This window comes from Vibrio sp. Evd11 (assembly GCF_900382755.1).
Lineage (GTDB): Bacteria > Pseudomonadota > Gammaproteobacteria > Enterobacterales > Vibrionaceae > Vibrio > Vibrio lentus.
Window position 1 is genome coordinate 1 of record NZ_OSDX01000030.1, and the last position, 18,697, is coordinate 18,697.

At 43.4% G+C, this 18,697-nt stretch carries 13 protein-coding genes; 11 read left to right on the top strand and 2 right to left on the bottom strand.

Features of this window, described 5'->3' with window-relative positions:
- Positions 1 to 153: 153 nt before the first annotated feature.
- Positions 154 to 1,401: an SGNH/GDSL hydrolase family protein gene (locus ED652_RS13860; RefSeq protein WP_122055197.1), complete on the bottom strand. Its 1,248-nt coding sequence runs from the start codon at positions 1,399 to 1,401 to the stop codon at positions 154 to 156.
- A 541-nt stretch (positions 1,402 to 1,942) separates the two neighbouring features.
- On the opposite strand from ED652_RS13860, the gene ED652_RS13865 reads away from it, so the two are divergent.
- From ED652_RS13865 to ED652_RS13895, 7 genes are all read left to right on the top strand, one after another.
- Entirely contained in the window at positions 1,943 to 2,884 is a 942-nt protein-coding gene (locus ED652_RS13865) for a triacylglycerol lipase (RefSeq protein ID WP_122055198.1), read from the top strand.
- 39 nt (positions 2,885 to 2,923) lie between these two features.
- The gene (locus ED652_RS13870; RefSeq protein WP_122055199.1) at positions 2,924 to 3,817 is read left to right on the top strand and encodes a lipase secretion chaperone; all 894 of its coding nucleotides are present in this window, start codon (positions 2,924 to 2,926) and stop codon (positions 3,815 to 3,817) included.
- Between the two features lie 311 nt (positions 3,818 to 4,128).
- Positions 4,129 to 6,150, top strand: a complete 2,022-nt coding sequence (locus ED652_RS13875) for an alpha/beta fold hydrolase (RefSeq protein ID WP_122055200.1) — start codon at positions 4,129 to 4,131, stop codon at positions 6,148 to 6,150.
- Entirely contained in the window at positions 6,151 to 8,292 is a 2,142-nt protein-coding gene (locus ED652_RS13880) for a TonB-dependent hemoglobin/transferrin/lactoferrin family receptor (RefSeq protein WP_122055201.1), read from the top strand.
- A gap of 9 nt (positions 8,293 to 8,301) precedes the next feature.
- A complete protein-coding gene (locus ED652_RS13885; RefSeq protein ID WP_122055202.1) occupies positions 8,302 to 10,629 on the top strand; it encodes a proprotein convertase P-domain-containing protein in 2,328 nt (775 codons plus the stop codon).
- 4 nt (positions 10,630 to 10,633) lie between these two features.
- Positions 10,634 to 12,118: a DUF1566 domain-containing protein gene (locus tag ED652_RS13890; RefSeq protein WP_122055203.1), complete on the top strand. Its 1,485-nt coding sequence runs from the start codon at positions 10,634 to 10,636 to the stop codon at positions 12,116 to 12,118.
- 2 nt (positions 12,119 to 12,120) lie between these two features.
- Positions 12,121 to 12,678: a DUF1566 domain-containing protein gene (locus ED652_RS13895; protein ID WP_122055204.1), complete on the top strand. Its 558-nt coding sequence runs from the start codon at positions 12,121 to 12,123 to the stop codon at positions 12,676 to 12,678.
- Positions 12,679 to 12,779: 101 nt separating this feature from the next.
- On the opposite strand, the gene ED652_RS13900 is transcribed toward ED652_RS13895, so the two are convergent.
- Positions 12,780 to 14,423, bottom strand: a complete 1,644-nt coding sequence (locus ED652_RS13900) for a methyl-accepting chemotaxis protein (RefSeq protein WP_122055205.1) — start codon at positions 14,421 to 14,423, stop codon at positions 12,780 to 12,782.
- A gap of 466 nt (positions 14,424 to 14,889) precedes the next feature.
- Here ED652_RS13900 and ED652_RS13905 point away from each other — a divergent pair, with 466 nt between their 5' ends.
- The 4 genes from ED652_RS13905 (at position 14,890) to pstB (ending at position 18,471) form a co-directional block, all read left to right on the top strand.
- Positions 14,890 to 15,711 carry a phosphate ABC transporter substrate-binding protein gene (locus ED652_RS13905; protein ID WP_054545847.1) on the top strand — a complete coding sequence of 274 codons (822 nt, stop codon included), beginning with the start codon at positions 14,890 to 14,892 and terminating at the stop codon, positions 15,709 to 15,711.
- Between the two features lie 111 nt (positions 15,712 to 15,822).
- Positions 15,823 to 16,752 (top strand): phosphate ABC transporter permease subunit PstC, encoded by a 930-nt coding sequence (gene pstC / locus ED652_RS13910; RefSeq protein ID WP_004732040.1) that lies wholly within the window; start codon positions 15,823 to 15,825, stop codon positions 16,750 to 16,752.
- A gap of 15 nt (positions 16,753 to 16,767) precedes the next feature.
- Positions 16,768 to 17,631, top strand: coding sequence for a phosphate ABC transporter permease PstA (gene pstA, locus ED652_RS13915; protein ID WP_004732038.1), 864 nt, complete (start codon positions 16,768 to 16,770; stop codon positions 17,629 to 17,631).
- Between the two features lie 90 nt (positions 17,632 to 17,721).
- Positions 17,722 to 18,471, top strand: a complete 750-nt coding sequence (gene pstB / locus ED652_RS13920; protein WP_065111481.1) for a phosphate ABC transporter ATP-binding protein PstB — start codon at positions 17,722 to 17,724, stop codon at positions 18,469 to 18,471.
- The last annotated feature ends 226 nt before the right edge of the window (positions 18,472 to 18,697 follow it).

The following is an 18,697-nucleotide window of genomic DNA, read 5'->3' on the forward strand; positions in this document are numbered from 1 at the left end:
CCACAACGGTATGCTAAGAACAAAAATGCCGTTCACTCTTAAGTGAACGGCATTAGCCGGTGATGGCGGTTTTTTTGTATCTGTATTTTGTCCAAATTTTTTGTTTCTCATATTTGCAGACGGTATCTGATGATACTGAAAAGAGCTCGTTAGCTAGAAATTAAACGTCGAGAACGAGTACGCCAAGATATGGTCTGCGATGTATTTGTGAGTGGCAGTCGTTGGGTGTGTAACGCCCCAGAATACATAACTGTCTGAACCATAGGTCGCGCAATCATTAGTTAAGCTGTGGCTTCGTAAATAGTCAGCTGCTGAGCTTCTATTGATATCAAGACAAGCATCACTCGCGTTTCGAAAACCATGTTGTTCTGGATTGTCGGTAATGCTGGCGAATAGTGTGCTCGCGTCGAACAACACCACGTTTTTCCCCATACCTTGGTAATACTCAGCTTGGGATTTGATGAACTGATTGAATTCTAAGATTTTGCCACGAACTTTAATGATTTCTTGCTCAGTCGAGTATTTGAACTGAGGTGCCTTTGTAGCATCAGGTAATGTGAACAACAAAATGTTGTTGGCTCCAGATTCTGTTAAATGAATTAAAGCACTGCTGAAATCTGCTTTTACATCGGTGACTTCTCGGTTGTAGTTCATGAAATCATTTAGGCCGAATTCTAGAGTAAATAGTGAATTCTCAGGACGATAGTTTTTAGCCATTTTCATGTAAGTTAAATACGACGCTACTTGGTCTTGAACGCCTGTCAATGCTACATATTGATTCGTACCTGCTGCGCCGCCTACGGCCCAGTTATAAAGAGGAAGATCTTTGGCTTTTGCTAAGTATTCAGTCCAAACCAAACCGTTTGAAAAGTGCCCTAAAAACCATGAATTCGCATTTGGAAAAACCCATTGAGAACCATTAAATAGGTTCCCAGTATCAGAGAGACTGTCACCAAAAGTGACAATGCGATTAATCGAATTGGCTTGAGTAGCGTTATCGTTGGTCCATATGGAGTGATTGTAAGAAAAACGATTGTCTGCGGCAAAATAGGTAATATCTGCTGCGTCATGTTGGATGCCGAGAGTCTGTTCACAACGTTGTTTGATTTCAGATTGCGGAGCATCACTGTAGAACATGTTTTTGAAAGAAACGGAAGACCACCAATATCCGTTGATCGTGTAATCGTCACCGTTTTCTTTTTTTGCCCACTTCCAGTCGGTGGCTGCAGAGTCGTGTGATGCATCGGTTCGATACCAACATCGGACATAAGAATAGGTATCTGCCCCCTGCGTGCTGAAGACTTTTGCAGATGTAATGGATTCTGGTGTGGGTATTGAGTCTTCTGCAGCATATGCCCCAAACGGTATGGTTAACGCGAGTATTAAAGCCGTATTTTTCATCACTGTATTCTCTTTTATATTTAGTGAGCCAAACAAAACGTTGTTGCTTGTTGCTATTGTTTGTTGATAACTGGATAAGTAAATGTCTGGTACGACCTATATCTAATATTAATGAATTTCGTCAACACATTCAGGTTGTTAGTGTTTGATAACTGGCATAAGTATCAAATTTCCAACGACTTTTTGATTGAAAAACAAGCAGCTCAAAGCGAGAGATTTATCATTAAATATTCGATTTCAGTGAGTTATGACTCGCCATTTCACCGTCGTAGATCTAAACGAGATGAACCATCCTATAAATTTCGAGGTTATATTTGGTTAAGACAATTGAAGTTGTAGCTTGATGGTTTTCATTAAATTTCATTTAATCAATAGCTTATGTTGTCGGCGTTTGGTCTGGTTCTATTTATCTAATGTTCATCACAACTGTTTAATTCAAGTTCAATATCACAAATATCGAGTTGATATTTTCTGTTTTATAAAATTATCAACTACGGTTCTCTTTACTCATCAGAGGTCTAATCTGTTTAAGGAAAGAGCATTGAAAAAGATATTAATTTGGACGATAGCCTGTCTATCCAGTTTTGGTGTCTATGCCGGAACGAGCGCATCGGCATTAGAAGTCAGCGGATATACGGAAACGAAATACCCCATTATGTTGGTACATGGTCTGTTTGGTTTCGATACATTAGCGGGTGTCGATTATTTCTATGGCGTACCTGAATCCCTAACCAAAGATGGTGCGAGCGTCTATGTAGCGCAAGTATCAGCGACCAATAGCTCTGAAGTCCGTGGCGAGCAATTGTTGGCTCAAGTTGAAACACTGTTAGCCGCGACAGGGGCAAGTAAGGTCAATCTGGTCGGTCACAGCCACGGCGGACCAACAGCGCGCTATGTGGCATCAGTACGTCCTGATTTGGTTGCTTCGGTGACGAGCATTGGTGGTGTTCATAAAGGCTCGAAAGTCGCTGATCTCGTGCGTGGAACTGTATCGGAAGGTTCAACCGCGGAAGGTATTGCGGTTAAGCTGGCTGGTGGGTTGACTACGCTCATCAACCTATTATCTGGCGGGACGGATCTTGATCAAGATGGCCTTGCTTCTCTTGAAGCGTTGACCACCGAAGGCTCGCTTGCATTCAATCAGTTTTACCCTGAAGGCGTACCGACGTCAGAATGTGGTGATGGTGAATGGCAAGCCAATAACGGTGTTTATTACTATTCATGGACAGGGTCTTCCACTTTTACCAACCTTCTTGATCCTACCGACGGAGCGATGACAATCCTTGGTTTAGCCTTTAATGAACCTAATGACGGGTTAGTGGGTACATGTAGCGCGCATTTGGGCAAAGTGATTGGTGATGATTACAAAATGAACCACCTAGATGAGATTAATGGGTTGTTGGGTATCCATCATCTCTTTGAGACTGATCCCGTGACGCTATATCGCCAACACGCTAATCGATTGAAGTTGGCTGGCCTTTAAGTTGCACTGCCCATTCATAAAGAGAACAAGGAAAGTATGATGAAAAAGACCGCCATTTTGTCGATAACCACGATAGCCCTGATGAGCACAGCGGCGGTCTTTTTGTATCTACAAAAGGAAGATCCAAATTCATATAGTGACAACGAACAAAGCGCCTCTTCATTGAAGGTCGCCTCTCAACAAGATACCGAAATCGATAACGCATCAGCCAAAGACATGATGGAATATTTCGTGTCAGGCAATACAGAATTAACCCTCGAAGAGATTCGTGACAATGTGGCAAAACACCACGAGCAATCACAAGCAGCGGTGGTCGATGAAGCATTGTTCGCAAAGTACCTTGAGTACAAGTCGGCACTGACAGCATTGGATGTTCAATTCGACACCACCTCAATATCTGCAGAGGACTTACGCGCACTGAATCAAGCTCTGCTTGACCTTCAAACTCAATTTTTCAGTGAGAGCGAGATAAGTATTCTGTTTACCCATGACAATAAAATGAGGGAAATCGCTTTAGAAAAGTTACTTCTGAAACAAGAAGGGCTAGACGATTCAGAATATCAGCAAAGGCTTGAATCTTACCTATCTGAACAACCCGATTATGTTCAGTCCAGTCATCAAAATCAGGTTTTGTTACAGCAACTATCCAGCTCAGAAGTCCTAGATGAACAAGACAAATACTTGAAGAGAAACGAACTGGTTGGCGAAGAAGCGACACACAGGCTTGAAGCACTCGATCAACAAAGAGCGAGCTTTGAAGGAGCTTTAGAAATTTACTTTGTTGAACGAAATGACATTTTGAATGACTCAGCACTCTCAGAAATTGAACAAAAAGAGACGATCGCCCAGCTTAGAGAAGCTCATTTTCAGCCACAACAGCTTAGAAGGGTAGAAGCGATTGAAAGAATCAGAGCTGCTGAGAACGGTCAGTAAGGTTTGGTTAACTAACGATGTTAGCCAAATTTTCAAAATTGCCTTAGTGGAGGTAGTGGCTTCACAAACTTAGTAAACGTTTGCTTATTCTGTAAATGGTCAATTTTCCGATTGAACTAAACACTATCGACTGATTTATCAGGCTTATCTAAATATAAATTCCTTCCAGAATTACAATAGTAATCCATCATTAATTGATACTCCTCTTGCGACTAACTTCACAAATTTATGTAAATGATAATTGATCTCATTATCTTTTAGGTGCAGTATACGCGAAATTTATTAAATTAGCGTATGGATTTGTTGTATTTATGAAAGCGTGTGTGTTGTTAGCTTTTGCGCTCCTACTAACAGGAACTGTTAGTGCTTCAGATCAGTTCTCTTGGCTCAGAGATGATTCCCGTAGTGCGAATAAAGTACTTAATTATCTTAATCAACAGAATGATAAAACTCATTTGCATCAAGAACATATTCGATCTCTGAGCGAATCCCTACAAAAGAAATGGCAATACAATCGTCCTGAACGAGCCGATAGACCATGGCAGGAAATCGGTGGCTACGAGTATACGATCCTAAATCACAAGGGCAAAAGAGCCTTGTTGTCCCGATCAGTTGGGAGTAAGGATTTGACCGAGTTGCTTAACATTGATGCTCGTTCTGCGGAGCACAATTACTATCAGTTAGGTGATTGGGCACTAGACTCAACGAAAACCAAGCTCGCAATAGCAGAAGATATTACGGGCACTGAACAGTATAGAGTGAGTGTTGTTGATCTTAAAACTCAGCAAGTCACACCAGTAGCTCAAAATGTAGACAGTTCGCTTGCGTGGTCGAAAGACGGTCAATCTCTGTATTTGATTCAACTTGAACAACAAACTTCGAGACCTTATGCGCTAACGAAATACTTCTTAAATGAGTCAAAGCCGATTCAATTAACGGAAGAGTTGGATTCCGCTTGGTTGCTTTCGTATTACCTTTCAAGTGATAAGCAATTTGCTGTGGTTCAGGCAAACAGTGAAAACTCCAGCGAGCAACGTTTGTTAAACCTTGATAGTGGTGAAATCTCTAAACCACTTTTACCACGCAAAGCCGGAGTGGAATACTACGTTGATGTTGCGGGTTCTATGTTGTTTGCCAACAGCAATCACGACCGCAATGATTTTGCTTTTTACTCTGCACCACTTACTCAGACTACAGATATCAACCTTTGGCGAACGGTTTTTGAACCAACGGACGAATCTAGAGTCAGTAACTTCTATTTGTTTGAGTCTGGCGCTGTTGTTGTGAGTCAGAGTGGCGCGTCTCAATCTTTGCACTTCTTCGATAATGACAATCGCTATCGTTCAAGCCAGTTATTGGCTGACGCAGGCCAAGCTGCTTGGGTAAGCCAAGTGGGCGACTATCGTAGTAATAAACTCCATATCCGTAGTATGTCCCTTACCCAGCCCGCTAAGTGGGACAGCTTAAACACGGAAACTCTGCAACGAGATTTGTTCTCTCAAGACTCTTATCCTCAATACCAACAATCAGCGTATCAAGCCGAGCAAGTCATGGTGAATTCTGGTGGGGTAATGATTCCTGTCACACTGGCTTATCGCAAAGACAAATTGACTAAGACCACGCCAGTGTTTTTATACGGGTACGGTGCTTATGGCATGACGATGAAGCCCTACTTTATGTCACAAATCATTAGCTTACTTGATGACGGCGTCATTTATGCGATTGCACATGTTCGGGGTGGTGGGTTTTATGGTGAGCCTTGGCATCAAGCGGGTAAAGGGATCAACAAAGAAAATGCCATCTTGGATTTCATCGCCGCTGTTCGTGATTTGACGACATACAATCTAGGTAAGCGCTCTATTTACGCGATGGGTGGAAGTGCTGGGGGCACTCTTGTTGCTGCCGCCTTAAATCAGGCTCCTGACTTGTTTGATGGTGCTGTCCTTAAAGTGCCCTTTGTCGACGTTGTGAACAGCATGTCTGATTCTGAATTGCCTCTAACGGCTCAGCAGTACGGTGAGTGGGGCAACCCAAATATCGCCGATGAATTGAAGGTAATGCAGCAATATGATCCTTATCTGAATCTTAGCGAACAAAATTACCCACCAATATTGATTCAGGTTGGCCTGAATGACAGCCGCGTACCTTATTGGGAAGGGGCTAAGTATTACGCAAAACTAAGCGAGCTAACGACTGGAAGTGGTCCCTATCTATTGTCGACAAACTTTACTCAAGGACATTCGACAGACAGACGACAGTCTTTAGCACAACAAGCGTTTGAATACGCATTCCTTTTATCACTTACCCTGAAAGACATTAAAGCGGAGCAGTAAATGAAGCTTTACCCCCTATCCGCGGCAGTACTGAGCGTACTTGCTGCCAACGTCGTGCACGCCGAATCTGAGGTTTACCACTTTGAAGAAGTGATTGTAACAGCCAATAAAATAGAGCAACCGTTATCTGAAGTAGCAGGTTCAGTAGCCGTGATCACAGGTGAAGATCTAGAAAAAAAAGGCGCAACGGAGCTTTATGATGCAATAAAGAGTGAGCCTGGTGTCAGTGTTTCTGGGGGAGCAGGTCGACCTCAAAACATTACGATCCGTGGGATGACAGGCAACCGGATTTTGATTGTGAAAGACGGAATAAAGTCTGCTGATGGCTTTGGCGCCAACGACATCAATGACAAGGTAGGGCGTAACTCGTTTGATATGTCTAACTTGGAAAGTATTGAGGTTATAAAAGGGGCGAGTTCATCCGTTTACGGCTCAGGCGCTATCGGTGGCGTGGTGGTGGTTAGGACGAAAAAGCCGGGAGATTACCTCGGAGATAAAGACTTCTACAGCGACGTCTCTGCAACCTATACCGGTATCAGTAATAAATACAAAGGTGCGACAAACCTTGCTTTCCGTTCAGGAAAATTCGAAAGCTTAGTCAACCTTTCTTATTGGGAAGGTGAAGAAACACGTAACTTTGATGAGGACCTTTATAACCGGGAGATAGATGGCGTCGGTGGTGGTTACACCCTAAATTATTGGTCAAGTGATGCCCTGATGCTCAAAGGCAATGTCGAGTATTACAAAGATAATCTAAGTCGAAAAGAAGGATCCTCTAAGATCCAAAAAGACGGAAAATGGGACACTGAAGATTTTGACCAACAGTCTTATACCGAGACGTTTTCTGCGTATGCGGGGTTTGAGTACCTACCTGCCAATACTTGGTTTGAAGAATTAGATGCCAAGATCTATTGGCGTGATATGACTAATGAAGATACCACTAATCGTTTGATGTCTCGAACCAACAACAACGTTTCCGAGTTACGCAGAACGATTGATGTTCGTGGTTTCACCGATCAGCTTCTTGGTGCAAACGCCGATTTTATTAGTGCCTTCCAACATCAAAACATGAGCCATACCTTGTCTTATGGTGTGAATATGGAAACCAACCTCCATGAGCGTCCAAGTCAATCGTCTGTTTTAGACTGGAACGGAGTGTCACTTAACGCGGATGTCCCTTTTGCTCCAGCTCGCTCTTACAATTTTGCTGCTTTTATTCGTGACGCGATTGAAATTGACCATTGGACTGTGACGGCAGGAGCCCGTTTTGATTTACACCAGTTGAAACCTGAGTCACAAAGCACAATCAATGGCTATGAAGTGAAGGAACAAAATTCGAGTGAGTTTTCTCCTAGCTTATCGGTGAGTTATCAGTTAACAGACTCGCTAAATACATACCTTTCGTACAACCACGGCTTTAGAGCTCCAGGTTATGACAAAATTTATGGTTATCAGAACCATGATGTTGTCCCAATTACCCCATTTGTCATTGTGCCTAATATGGACCTAGAGGCCGAAACCAGTGATTCATTTGAATTAGGCAGTAAGTTTGATAATGGACAAACACAGCTATATGCGGCCGTTTTCTATCAGAAGTTCGACAATTTTATCGATGTTAAACAAATCACATTTGTGCCGGATCCAAATACAGGTAACTACTACAAGCAGTATCAAAACGTAAATGGAGTCGAGACATATGGCATTGAAGCTTCTGTCGCACACCGTTTAAGCGATTTTTGGAGTGTGAGTACTAAAGTCGGCTACGTTGATGGAGAAGATGAGGATGGAGAAAAAGTTCGTACGCTAACACCTTGGGAAGGCAATGCCGAGGTGACTTATGACGATAAAGCCTTCTCCGCTTATGCGCAGGTTAATTGGGCGCAAGCGATGGATAATGTCCCTCAATGTGAAGATGATTTAGGTATCGTTACTGACTGTGCGACCACCTCTGGCTGGGCGAGTGTTGACTTGGGGGTAAGTTACTCTTGGAACTTTGGCTTGGATGTCAGCGCCAATGTGATGAACCTATTCGACAAAGAATACATCCGATACCAAGACGTGGCGGGTATTGCGAACAGCAATAAAATCTACTCCACAGAACCTGGCCGCTACTTCACCGTTAACGCCAAGTATGCGTTTTAAGGAGGACATATGAAAAAGAGTCCCCTATACATCGCTTTGTTGTTGGTTTCAGCAACAAGCAGTGCTGCCGAGTGGGATTACCCAATTGGTAATACCGTTGTGACAACGCAACAAGAAGCTAAGGCTTATTTAGAAGAAGCTTATCCTGACGTTGGTACGCTGAGGTTTCGCTATGAAACACAGTCTAAGTTGGGGCGCCACTACAACTTCGATGTATTGATCGAAGGCGAGTACCAACAACAGAAATCTGTGGTTCTATCCACTAACTCTGACGAGCAGGTTTCACGCGTTTTCAGAAGTTTAGAAAATACCGTGTTACTCAACGGAAATCCGACAACGGCTGCTGAGCTGGAAGTTCCTCGTTTATTAGAAGCAGAGCGATCGCCAAGCTTAAGCAGTGGGCAAGTTGTTGCTACTCATGTGAACGTATTCAGTCCAGATTTGAGAACCATGGACAGAGCTGCACCACCAGAAACTTTATTAACCGATGTCAGCCAATACCCGAGTCTTCCACATTATGTACAAACTGATGTGGAGGTATTGAACCATAGCGATGGTATCTACCTTACCAATGCTCGTGTATCTCAGGTTGATGCAACAGCCTTGTATTCACTTGACCCAGACTCAGGTGCGACAACGAACCGTGACACTTCAAATTTTCTCGCAGCTGAAGGTCTCACAAAGTTTGCCGATCTGAACGAGCTGAAAAATGTGGATTGGCAAGATGTGCGATTCCCTCAATTGATGGTATTTACTCATCTAGATCAGTCCTTAAGCTATATCAGCAACTTGGGCTTTGATTTATTTGATGCCCCTCTTGAGTTCGATGGCAGAGGCTTATCTGCGGATAACTCGACGTACTATTATGGCCCCAAAGCGGCTTTGTTTGGTATTGGCGGTGGCTCTCCAGATGCATTAGATGGTGACGTAATTCTGCATGAGCTTGGACACGGAATTCATTATCACATAGTAAAAGATTGGGCTTACGGTCATACAGGTGCAATCGGTGAAGGGTTTGGAGACTACTGGGCGGGCAGCTTTAGCTTTCGTACTCAATATGAAAATGCACAGACTCGCGGACAAGAGTTCGAGATAGATACTGTCTTTAACTGGGATGGTTACTTTGGCGTAAGGAATACCACTCGTAGCCTATGGAACCAAAGAGCACGTTACTTTAGACAAGCGGAATATCGCCCTCATGAAAGTGTTGCTGGCGAACTAGGTGATGAGCTTTGGTCAACGCCTTTATTCCAGGCTCTGAAAGCCTCGGTTGAGCAGTATGGTGAGATCGCTTTTAAAGAGTTTGATTCAATCATACTCGAGTCTATGTACGGGCTAGGTCGTGGATTGAAAATGCACGACCTAGCTGAGAGCACACTGTTTGTGGCTCAAAAGCTGTATCCGAATCGAGATTATGCCGAAATATTGAAGCAAAAATTTGATGTGCATGGATTGATCATTGAGCCATTTAAAGTAGAGGTTCCTGATCGTTATGTTAATCCAAAGAAGCCGTTGACGATGGAATTGTACCCGACGTTGAGACAGGCTCAAGTGGATGGCCAAATCAATATTTCAGGATTGATGAAGTCGTTTGTTAGCCCTCCGGTTAACCAACTAACGATTGAAGCGACACTTCCGACAGGTGAGATGTGTGGTTCTTCAGTCGCGATGAATACGAGTGTCGACTACCGATACAACGACGTCCTCAAATCACAAAATTGGCAACATGATTTGTCTCTTGTATATGGCTTACCTGTACTCGAATCCGATATCAAAGAAGTGAACAGTTACCTTCCTGATAGCCGGTTTAGCTCAACTAATCAGCCGATCGTTGGCTTTAAAACATTCAATTTCATTCTAAATGGCACGGCTCAGACCGCAGGCGAAAATTTCGGTCTGTATTTAGATATCGATCACCCTCGGTTGAGTGATTTAGTGGTGACCCTTATTTCCCCGAAGGGAACACGAGTCGATTTACTTAACCATAAATCGACGCGATTTTCTGGCTTTGATGGTTACTTCACACTTAAGCATGACTCGGTTCTTGACTCGTTTAAGGGTGAGCCTATTAACGGGTCTTGGCGTTTAGAAATTGCCGATTACGTAAATGGTGAAACTGGGCACTTAAAACGGTGGGGGCTTGGCACGATTTCGAAATACGAATGTGGAGAAACAACGACTTCACCACAAGAACCAACAGTTACCAGTGGCTCTTCTGGTGGTTCAGCTTCACTCATATCAATTCTATTCATGTCCTTGCTCTCGTTCGGCAGGTCATTTGGTACGCGTTACTTGTCTCTAATGGCAAGGCTCTTTAAAAACAAAACAAGAAGATAACTCTATGAAACCTCAATTGACAATTTTGGCCATCTCTTTGGCTCTTGCTGGCTGCGGTGGTTCGGGCGGTTCCGATACCTCTGCATCAGCAGCACCAACCTATACCGTGTCAGGTACAGTGACAGCACAGAATGTAGATTTACAAAGTAAGGTCTGTGCAGACATAAATCAAAACTACATGTGTGATAGTGGAGAACCAAGCTCGACGGCTAACGCGAATGGCGAATTTAGTATTACTAGTACTAAGAAGTCGATTTTATCGGTTCCTTTGTTAGCTCAGGTGGATACGGGGGTTGCAGCCAATAGCACGAGCGCTTCTGCATCTTCTTACGCTTATATTGCCGCTCCCGGTCTTCAAAAAAATACGGGAAATGAGATTAATGGTATCAGTTCACTATTGGCGGGTTATGTTGCTGACGGATTGACGGTAGCTGAAGCTAACAACAAATTAAAAGCGCAGTTGGCGAAAAGTGGCATCACTATATCTGGCGATATTCAAGACGATTTATCTGCATCTGAACTCGCGAGTCTGGAACAAAATATCGTATCAACAATTAAGGCGTTTAAGCACTCTAATCGTGCGTTCATGCTGGCTCAATTGAGTGCGAAATTTGATAAGAGTGCGGCCGATTATGTAGGTGGAGTACTCACTAATGACCAAGTTACTGCTTTTGCAAATTTCCTCGAAGGAGAGCTAAAAGCTGCGACAGCATTGAATGATACGGGTGTTTTACGCTATTTCTCAGATATCGATGACACACAAAATGTCGTTGAACCACAGAGTTCATTCCCAGGTCAAGATGCAGAATACGGCTTTGATAAAACAGAGCTGAATGCCAATACCGGCAATGGTTTCCAGTTCGCAAAGTTAGATTCAAGTGGTCAGGTGCTTGCTGATGATGCTGCGGAGTGGTCTTGTGTTTTGGATCAACGCAGTGGCTTGATTTGGGAATCGAAAACGGATGACGAAAGCTCTATTCAATATAAAGATCGCATATTAGCGCTTGAGCTACCCGGACTAGTAACGCCTTACGATCAAGATGTTGATTTAGCGACGTGTAAAACGAAAGGCGATGCGATATGTACCACTCAAGATTACGTTGAACATATCAATGCAGTGAACTTATGCGGCAAGTCAGATTGGCGCTTGCCAACATTCAATGAATTCTACAACGTGCTCGACTTCGGTGAGACAGAAACCAACTCGGATGGTGAAGTTTATGGTTTAACTTACAAGTACTTCCCACATCAAACCCTTGGTATTGACTATACGGCTTACACTGGTTCGGTATGGACTCAATCCATTACTTACAGCCAATATACAAACACTGCTGTTGAAGGTGGCTTCTATTACAACGAGATTGGAACCCAGGGTTCAGACAGAGGGGTTGTTGGTTCTATAGAGATCTATTCAGGTGATGTTGATTCTTCGGATAATTATGACTCGTTCCAATTCCCAATTCGTTTAGTTTCACTACAAGGTCAATAGATATGAAAAATTTACTCTCCATCACTTTAGTGGCTCTGTTTTCTGCGGGTGCAATGGCACAAGAGTGCAGTTTAGATATGGAAAAATCGGCTCCGAGCACGCGTTATGTTGCGAATGATAATGGGACGTTTAGCGATGAACTGACAGGGTTAACTTGGATGCGTTGCCAACTGGGTAAAACTTGGGATACGAAAACATTAGCTTGTAGTGGGCCTGCTGAAACGTATCACTGGCAGAGTGCGCTCTCTATGGTTGAATCAATCAATGATCAGAGTGGCAGTCATGCGTTGCATAAGTTCGGTGGTGAAAAAGAGTGGCGCATGCCAAACATCAAAGAATTAGTGTCATTAAAAGAAGTGGCTTGTCACTCTCCAGCAATGAGTCACAAGGTGTTTGGTGATACGTTTAACGTTGAAGCTGGAAACTTAGCCGTTTATATATGGAGTTCAACTCCTGCGAGTGATGGTCAGAGCGTGATGACGTTTGATTCGATTAATGGTGAGGTTTACCAGTACAACGCCGCACAATATAAATTTAGCGTCTTGCTAGTTGCAGAATGATTTAGTTCTTAATGCGTAAATAAAAAGGCCGTGGTTTTCCACGGCCTTTTAGGTTCTGGTATATAGGTCTTAACTTAGATCTGAAGCTTAGACTCTAAACCCTATACCTTAAAGTAATCCAACTGCTGCTTTTGCTGCTCGGCTAAGTTAGATAGCTCGTGGCTCGCTGCTGCGGCTTGAGTAATACCGGTTACGTTTTGGCTTACTAGGCTGTAGATGTTTGAGATATTACGGTTGATGTCTGCAGTCACTTGGCTTTGTTCTTCTGCGGCAGAGGCAACCTGAGTGTTAATTTCTGTCATGTCGGTTACTGAGTTAGCAATACCAGAAAGGGCTGCGCTCACCTCGCCTGAGAGCGTTTGGTTGTGCTCTAACATAGACAGTGAACTGCTCATGCTTTCATTAGCGTTGCCCGATTGAACCTGCAAGCCTTCGATGATCGCTTGGATCTCTTTGGTTGAATCTTGGGTTCGTGCCGCCAGCATTCGAACTTCATCAGCAACCACGGCGAAACCACGGCCACTTTCACCAGCACGAGCGGCTTCGATTGCTGCATTAAGCGCTAGAAGGTTGGTTTGTTCTGAGATGCTTTGAATCACCTCAATCACTTTACCAATTTGTTCAGAGTGCTCTTTTAGCGTGCCTACAACGTTTGCTGCTTCACTCAGCTGAATCGCCATTTGCTCGTTTGCTTGGTTGCTCTCATTAAACAAGCTCATACTGTGCGTCGCCATTTCGTCGGCTTGCTTGGAAGCCGAATCGGCTTGTACTGCATTCTCGTTTACGTGTGATGCTGTGCTCTCAAGTTGATTTACAGCAGAAGCAACCTGTTCAACCTCTTGCTTCTCTTGATCAGAGTTAGCACTTGATTGTGTCATTACTGCCGCCAACTCTGTTGATGCAGACGCCACTTCAATACTGATTCGAGATAGTGAACTTACTGTGTCGCGCAATTGCTCAACAGATTTGTTTACGTCTTGGGCAAGGCGAGATATTTCGTTGTCACCATGTTCTTCGGCTTTTACTAGCAGGTTACCTTTTGCTACTTCGCGCATGGTTTCTTGGATATTGCTAAGCGGCTTAACAATGATGCCAGCCAGCGTCCAGCTGATGACTAATGCGATTGAAAGAATCACTAACAGTGCGATGGTTGCGGTATTGAGTGTGCTGGTGTGTTGCTGGCCATTGATGTCCACTTCTTGAGTGGCAATACGGTTCAGTTGCTTTGAAAGGAGGTTGATAGCCTGCACCATTTCGTTACCCGCGTGACGATATTGGTCGATTGCAATCTGATAGCGGTTATCAAAGTCAGAAGGTAGCGCTGCGCTGCCATGCTTTGCTCTTAATAGAGGAAGCATAGTGGTGCGAGAAAAGTCGACGTAGTGATTCATCGCTTTGCTCATTGCGGCCACTTCATCTTGCATGCCTGGTACGGTATCAAGCGAGCTCAGTAGGCGAGTATTTTGGTCACGTTTTTGATTTAGCGTTTCGACAAGCGTTTTGACGTCGTCAGGATTAAATAAGCTATAGATTGCTTTGATGCGCATTCCGTAGCTGTTGTCGACGATTTCGCTAAGTTCTTCTTTATGTAGAATGAGTTGATCTGTTGCTGTTGATACATCTTTAAATGCATTTTCCAGTTTGTCACTACCGATAATGACACCCGTCAAAAGTAGTACGACGGAAAAGAGTACTGGAATAAGAATTTGTATTTTTATAGATAAGCCACTGAGAAGTTGGCGCATGTATTGTCCCTCTTTGAATAAGTAAATGAGCAGTAGCAATTGTTATTATTGTTATTAGCCAGTAATTCTAACTTATGAGAATGACAATTCAATCAGTAATAGATTCGATTTTGATATATGCGATAGGTATTTCATAAATTCCGATTATTTATCTTACAAACAAGGCTTTAGCCATTTTTAAGGTAGGGTTATTTGGCACGGAACCTTGTGTTGTATTAGGTAATAAAAGGGATGGCGAGATATTGAGCGGTTTGGCTTAAATAGGTTGGAATGAATATTCAGTGCCTATGAGTGAGGCTCATTTATTACTTCAAGGTTATTTGGTAGGGGGAAAACAAGAAAATAAATTGTAGTTGTCATATAGGCTTCAATTAAGTGAAACACAAATGTCACATTCGGATTCTAAAGTAGGCCTCGTTCAAGCAAAACAACATTACGGCAATAACGCCACTAAAGGAAATTTGTGATGAAAAAGACAGTTATCGGTGCAATCGCACTACTAGGCGCTCTAACAGTGAATACAGCTTCAGCTAAAGAAACTATCTCTGTAGTTGGCTCTAACAGTGCTTCTCCACTGGTTGAAGTTTTTGCAGAAACCTACATGAATAAAGGCGAACCAGTGTTCATCGAAATTCAAGCACCAGGTTCTTCTGCAGGCATCAAAGCAGCAAAAAATGGAAGTGCTGACCTTGGTATCTCTTCTCGTGACCTAAAAGAAGAAGAGAAAACAGCTGACCTGAAAGAGCTCGTTATCGCTCGTGACGGTATCGCAGTTGTTGTTAACCCAAATAACGAAGTATCTGCTCTTACAGCTGAGCAAATCACTTCAATCTACAAAGGCGATATCACTAACTGGAAAGATGTTGGTGGTGCAGACAAGCCAATCGTAGCAATTACTCGTGATACTGCATCTGGTACACGTGGTGCATTCGAAGACATCATGAAACTTAAGAAGAAGATTGGCGATAAGAAAGTATCGGCTATCTCTCAACGTGCTCAAGTTGCAAACGGTAACGGCGCACTTAAAGTTTCTGTAGCAAGCAACCCATACGCTATCGGCTTCATCTCTCTTGGTACTGTAGATAACACAGTTCAAGCTCTAACTATCGACGGCGCTGCGGCATCAGTTGATAACGTTAAGAACGGTTCTTACAAAGTTGCTCGTCCTTTCCTAGTTCTTTACAAAGCCGGCGCTCCAACAGCAGAAACTCAACAATTCCTAGATTGGATGGTTGCAGATGAAGCTCAAGCTATCGCTGACAAGAAAGGCTACATCACAGTTAACTAATCTTAACTGACCAACACTTAATTATTGCTCAGCCTAACTTAGGCTGAGCCTTTTCTTTCAACTTTGTCTATTTCGAGCTCTTATTGAGCCACAAAGTTTGAGATTTTATATATGACCATCGCAAATAGTGAAAAGCTTATGAATACTGAAGCGACTCAAATCAACAAGCCAAGTCTACGTGCTAAGAAGCGTATCGACTGGAGAGAAAGAATCTTCCACGGCTTGTTCTTATCGAGTGCTGTAATCGGCATCGTATCACTAGCCGTTATCGCTTACTTTATCGTTGCAGAGAGTATCCCTGCATTCCAAGAGGCCGGTGTTTCTGGCATCGTTCTGGGTGTGGATTGGTTACCGCCAGCTCTATTCGGTGTTGCAACAATGATTGTTGCATCGATTGTTTCGACACTTGGAGCTGTCGTTGTTGGTGTACCAGTCGGTGTATTAACCGCTATTTTTATTGCTGAGATTGCACCCAAGCGTCTTGCCGATATTATTCGACCAGCAGTTGAGCTTCTCGCGGGTATCCCGTCGGTAGTTTACGGCTTCTTCGGTCTAGTAATCATTGTTCCTATGATTCAGAACATCTTCCAAGTACCAGCGGGTAACACTATCTTCGCGGGTATCATTGTTTTGGGTATCATGATTCTTCCTACCGTTATTACGGTTTCTGAAACTTCGATCCGCGCTGTACCTCGTACGTACAAAGAAGGCTCACTGGCACTGGGTGCTTCGAAAATCTACACGATTTTTAAGTTACTCGTTCCTGCTGCACGTTCAGGCATTATGACTGGTGTGATTTTGGGTATCGGTCGTGCACTGGGTGAAACGATGGCAATCATCATGGTGATGGGTAATGCACCAGCAATGCCAGAAGGTATTTTGGATTCGGCTCGTACGCTAACCGCAAACATTGCTATTGAAATGTCTTACGCAAGTGGTATTCACGCGAGTGCACTGTACGCAACCGGCGTTGTGCTTCTGGTATTCATCATGATGTTGAATGGTGCTCTGCTTTATCTTAATCGTGAAAAAACGAAGTAGGCGAGGATAAGTAATATGGATCGCGTAAAACTAAAACAAGCACGTCAAATGAAAGATAATGTCTTGAAAGGCTTTATCTGGGCGGCAGCAGCAGTCACCGTTGGTTTCTTATTCTGGATCATTTGGTACATCCTATCGAATGGCCTGCAATACGTAGACTGGAACTTCATCACCGACGACTACACTCGTACCGGTGAAGAACGTGGTATTTTCCCAATGATCATTGCCACGATCTACATGGTTATCGCATCGATTGCAGTGGCGGCGCCACTCGGTATTATGACGGCGATATACCTAACCGAATACGCTAAAGTAGGCAGTAAACTGGTTAAAGTGATTCGTTTCTGTACCGAATCTTTAGCTGGTATTCCGTCGATTATCTTTGGTCTGTTCGGTATGACCTTCTTTGTTTCGATTCTTGGTCTTGGCTTCTCTATTCTGTCGGGTGCACTAACACTAAGTATCCTGATTCTTCCTGTAATCATTCGTACTACAGAAGAAGCATTGATGTCAGTACCACAAACTTATCGTGAAGGCTCATACGGCCTTGGCGCTTCAAAAATCTACACTATCTGGCGTTTGATCTTACCAAGCGCAATGCCAGGTATCTTAACTTCGGTCATTCTTAGTATTGGTCGTGTAATTGGCGAATCAGCACCTGTGTTCTTAACAGCAGGTATGGTGGCACGTGTTCCTGAATCGGTATTTGATTCTGGCCGTACACTAACGGTTCACTTATATAAGCTGACAACAGAGCTATTTACTATCGATGAGTGGAACCAAGCCTACGGCACGGCAACAGTCCTAATCGTATTGGTTCTCTTGATCAACATGGTTACAAAACTGATTGCGAGACGCTTCAACACGGCAACTTACTAAGCTCATTAGCTGGCTCAACAATAAAAAGAGCCCCCGTGATAAAGAAAGCATCAAGTTAGACACGAATTTAAGAATTTAGAGAATACGAAAATGAACAAATTTGATATTGAGAACCTAGATCTGTTTTACGGTGAAAACCAAGCGCTTAAGTCTATCAACCTGCCAATCCCAACGCGTCAGGTAACGGCTCTGATTGGCCCATCTGGTTGTGGTAAATCGACGCTGCTACGTTGTTTGAACCGCATGAATGACTTAATTGAAGGCGTTACCATTAAAGGTAAGCTGGATATGGATGGCACGAACATCTACGGTAACATTGATGTGGCTGACCTACGTATTCGCGTAGGCATGGTATTCCAAAAGCCAAACCCATTCCCAATGAGCATCTACGAGAACGTTGCTTACGGCTTACGTGCTCAAGGTATCAAAGACAAGAAACACATTGATGAAGTAGTAGAAAGCTCACTACGCAGTGCGGCACTTTGGGATGAAGTGAAAGACCGTCTTAAAGCACACGCATTTGGTTTGTCTGGTGGTCAACAACAGCGTCTATGTATCGCTCGTACGATTGCAATGGAGCCGGATGTAATCCTGATGGATGAGCCTACATCGGCACTCGATCCAATCGCGACACACAAGATTGAAGAATTGATGGAAGATCTGAAGAAAGACTTCACTATCGTTATCGTAACGCACTCAATGCAGCAAGCGCGTCGTATCTCAGACCGTACAGCTTTCTTCCTAATGGGAGAGCTTGTAGAACACAACGAAACGAGTGTTATCTTCAGCGAGCCAAAAGATGATCGTACTAAAGGTTACGTAAACGGTGACTTTGGTTAATCGATTAGTTATGTGCTGTGTTTGGCCTTTTAGCAAAACCAGCACGCTAGCTGAAACGCAGGTTAGATAATCGAATAGATCGACAGAATTATCACTATAACTATAAGCGATGGAAGTTTTGCCCCACTTTAGGTGGGGCTTTTTTATGCCTTTAAAAGAGCCTTTGTGTCGATGAATTTTTGGGCAGGAAATCCCATTTTTGTCGCCCTTCTCATGCTTGCGATAA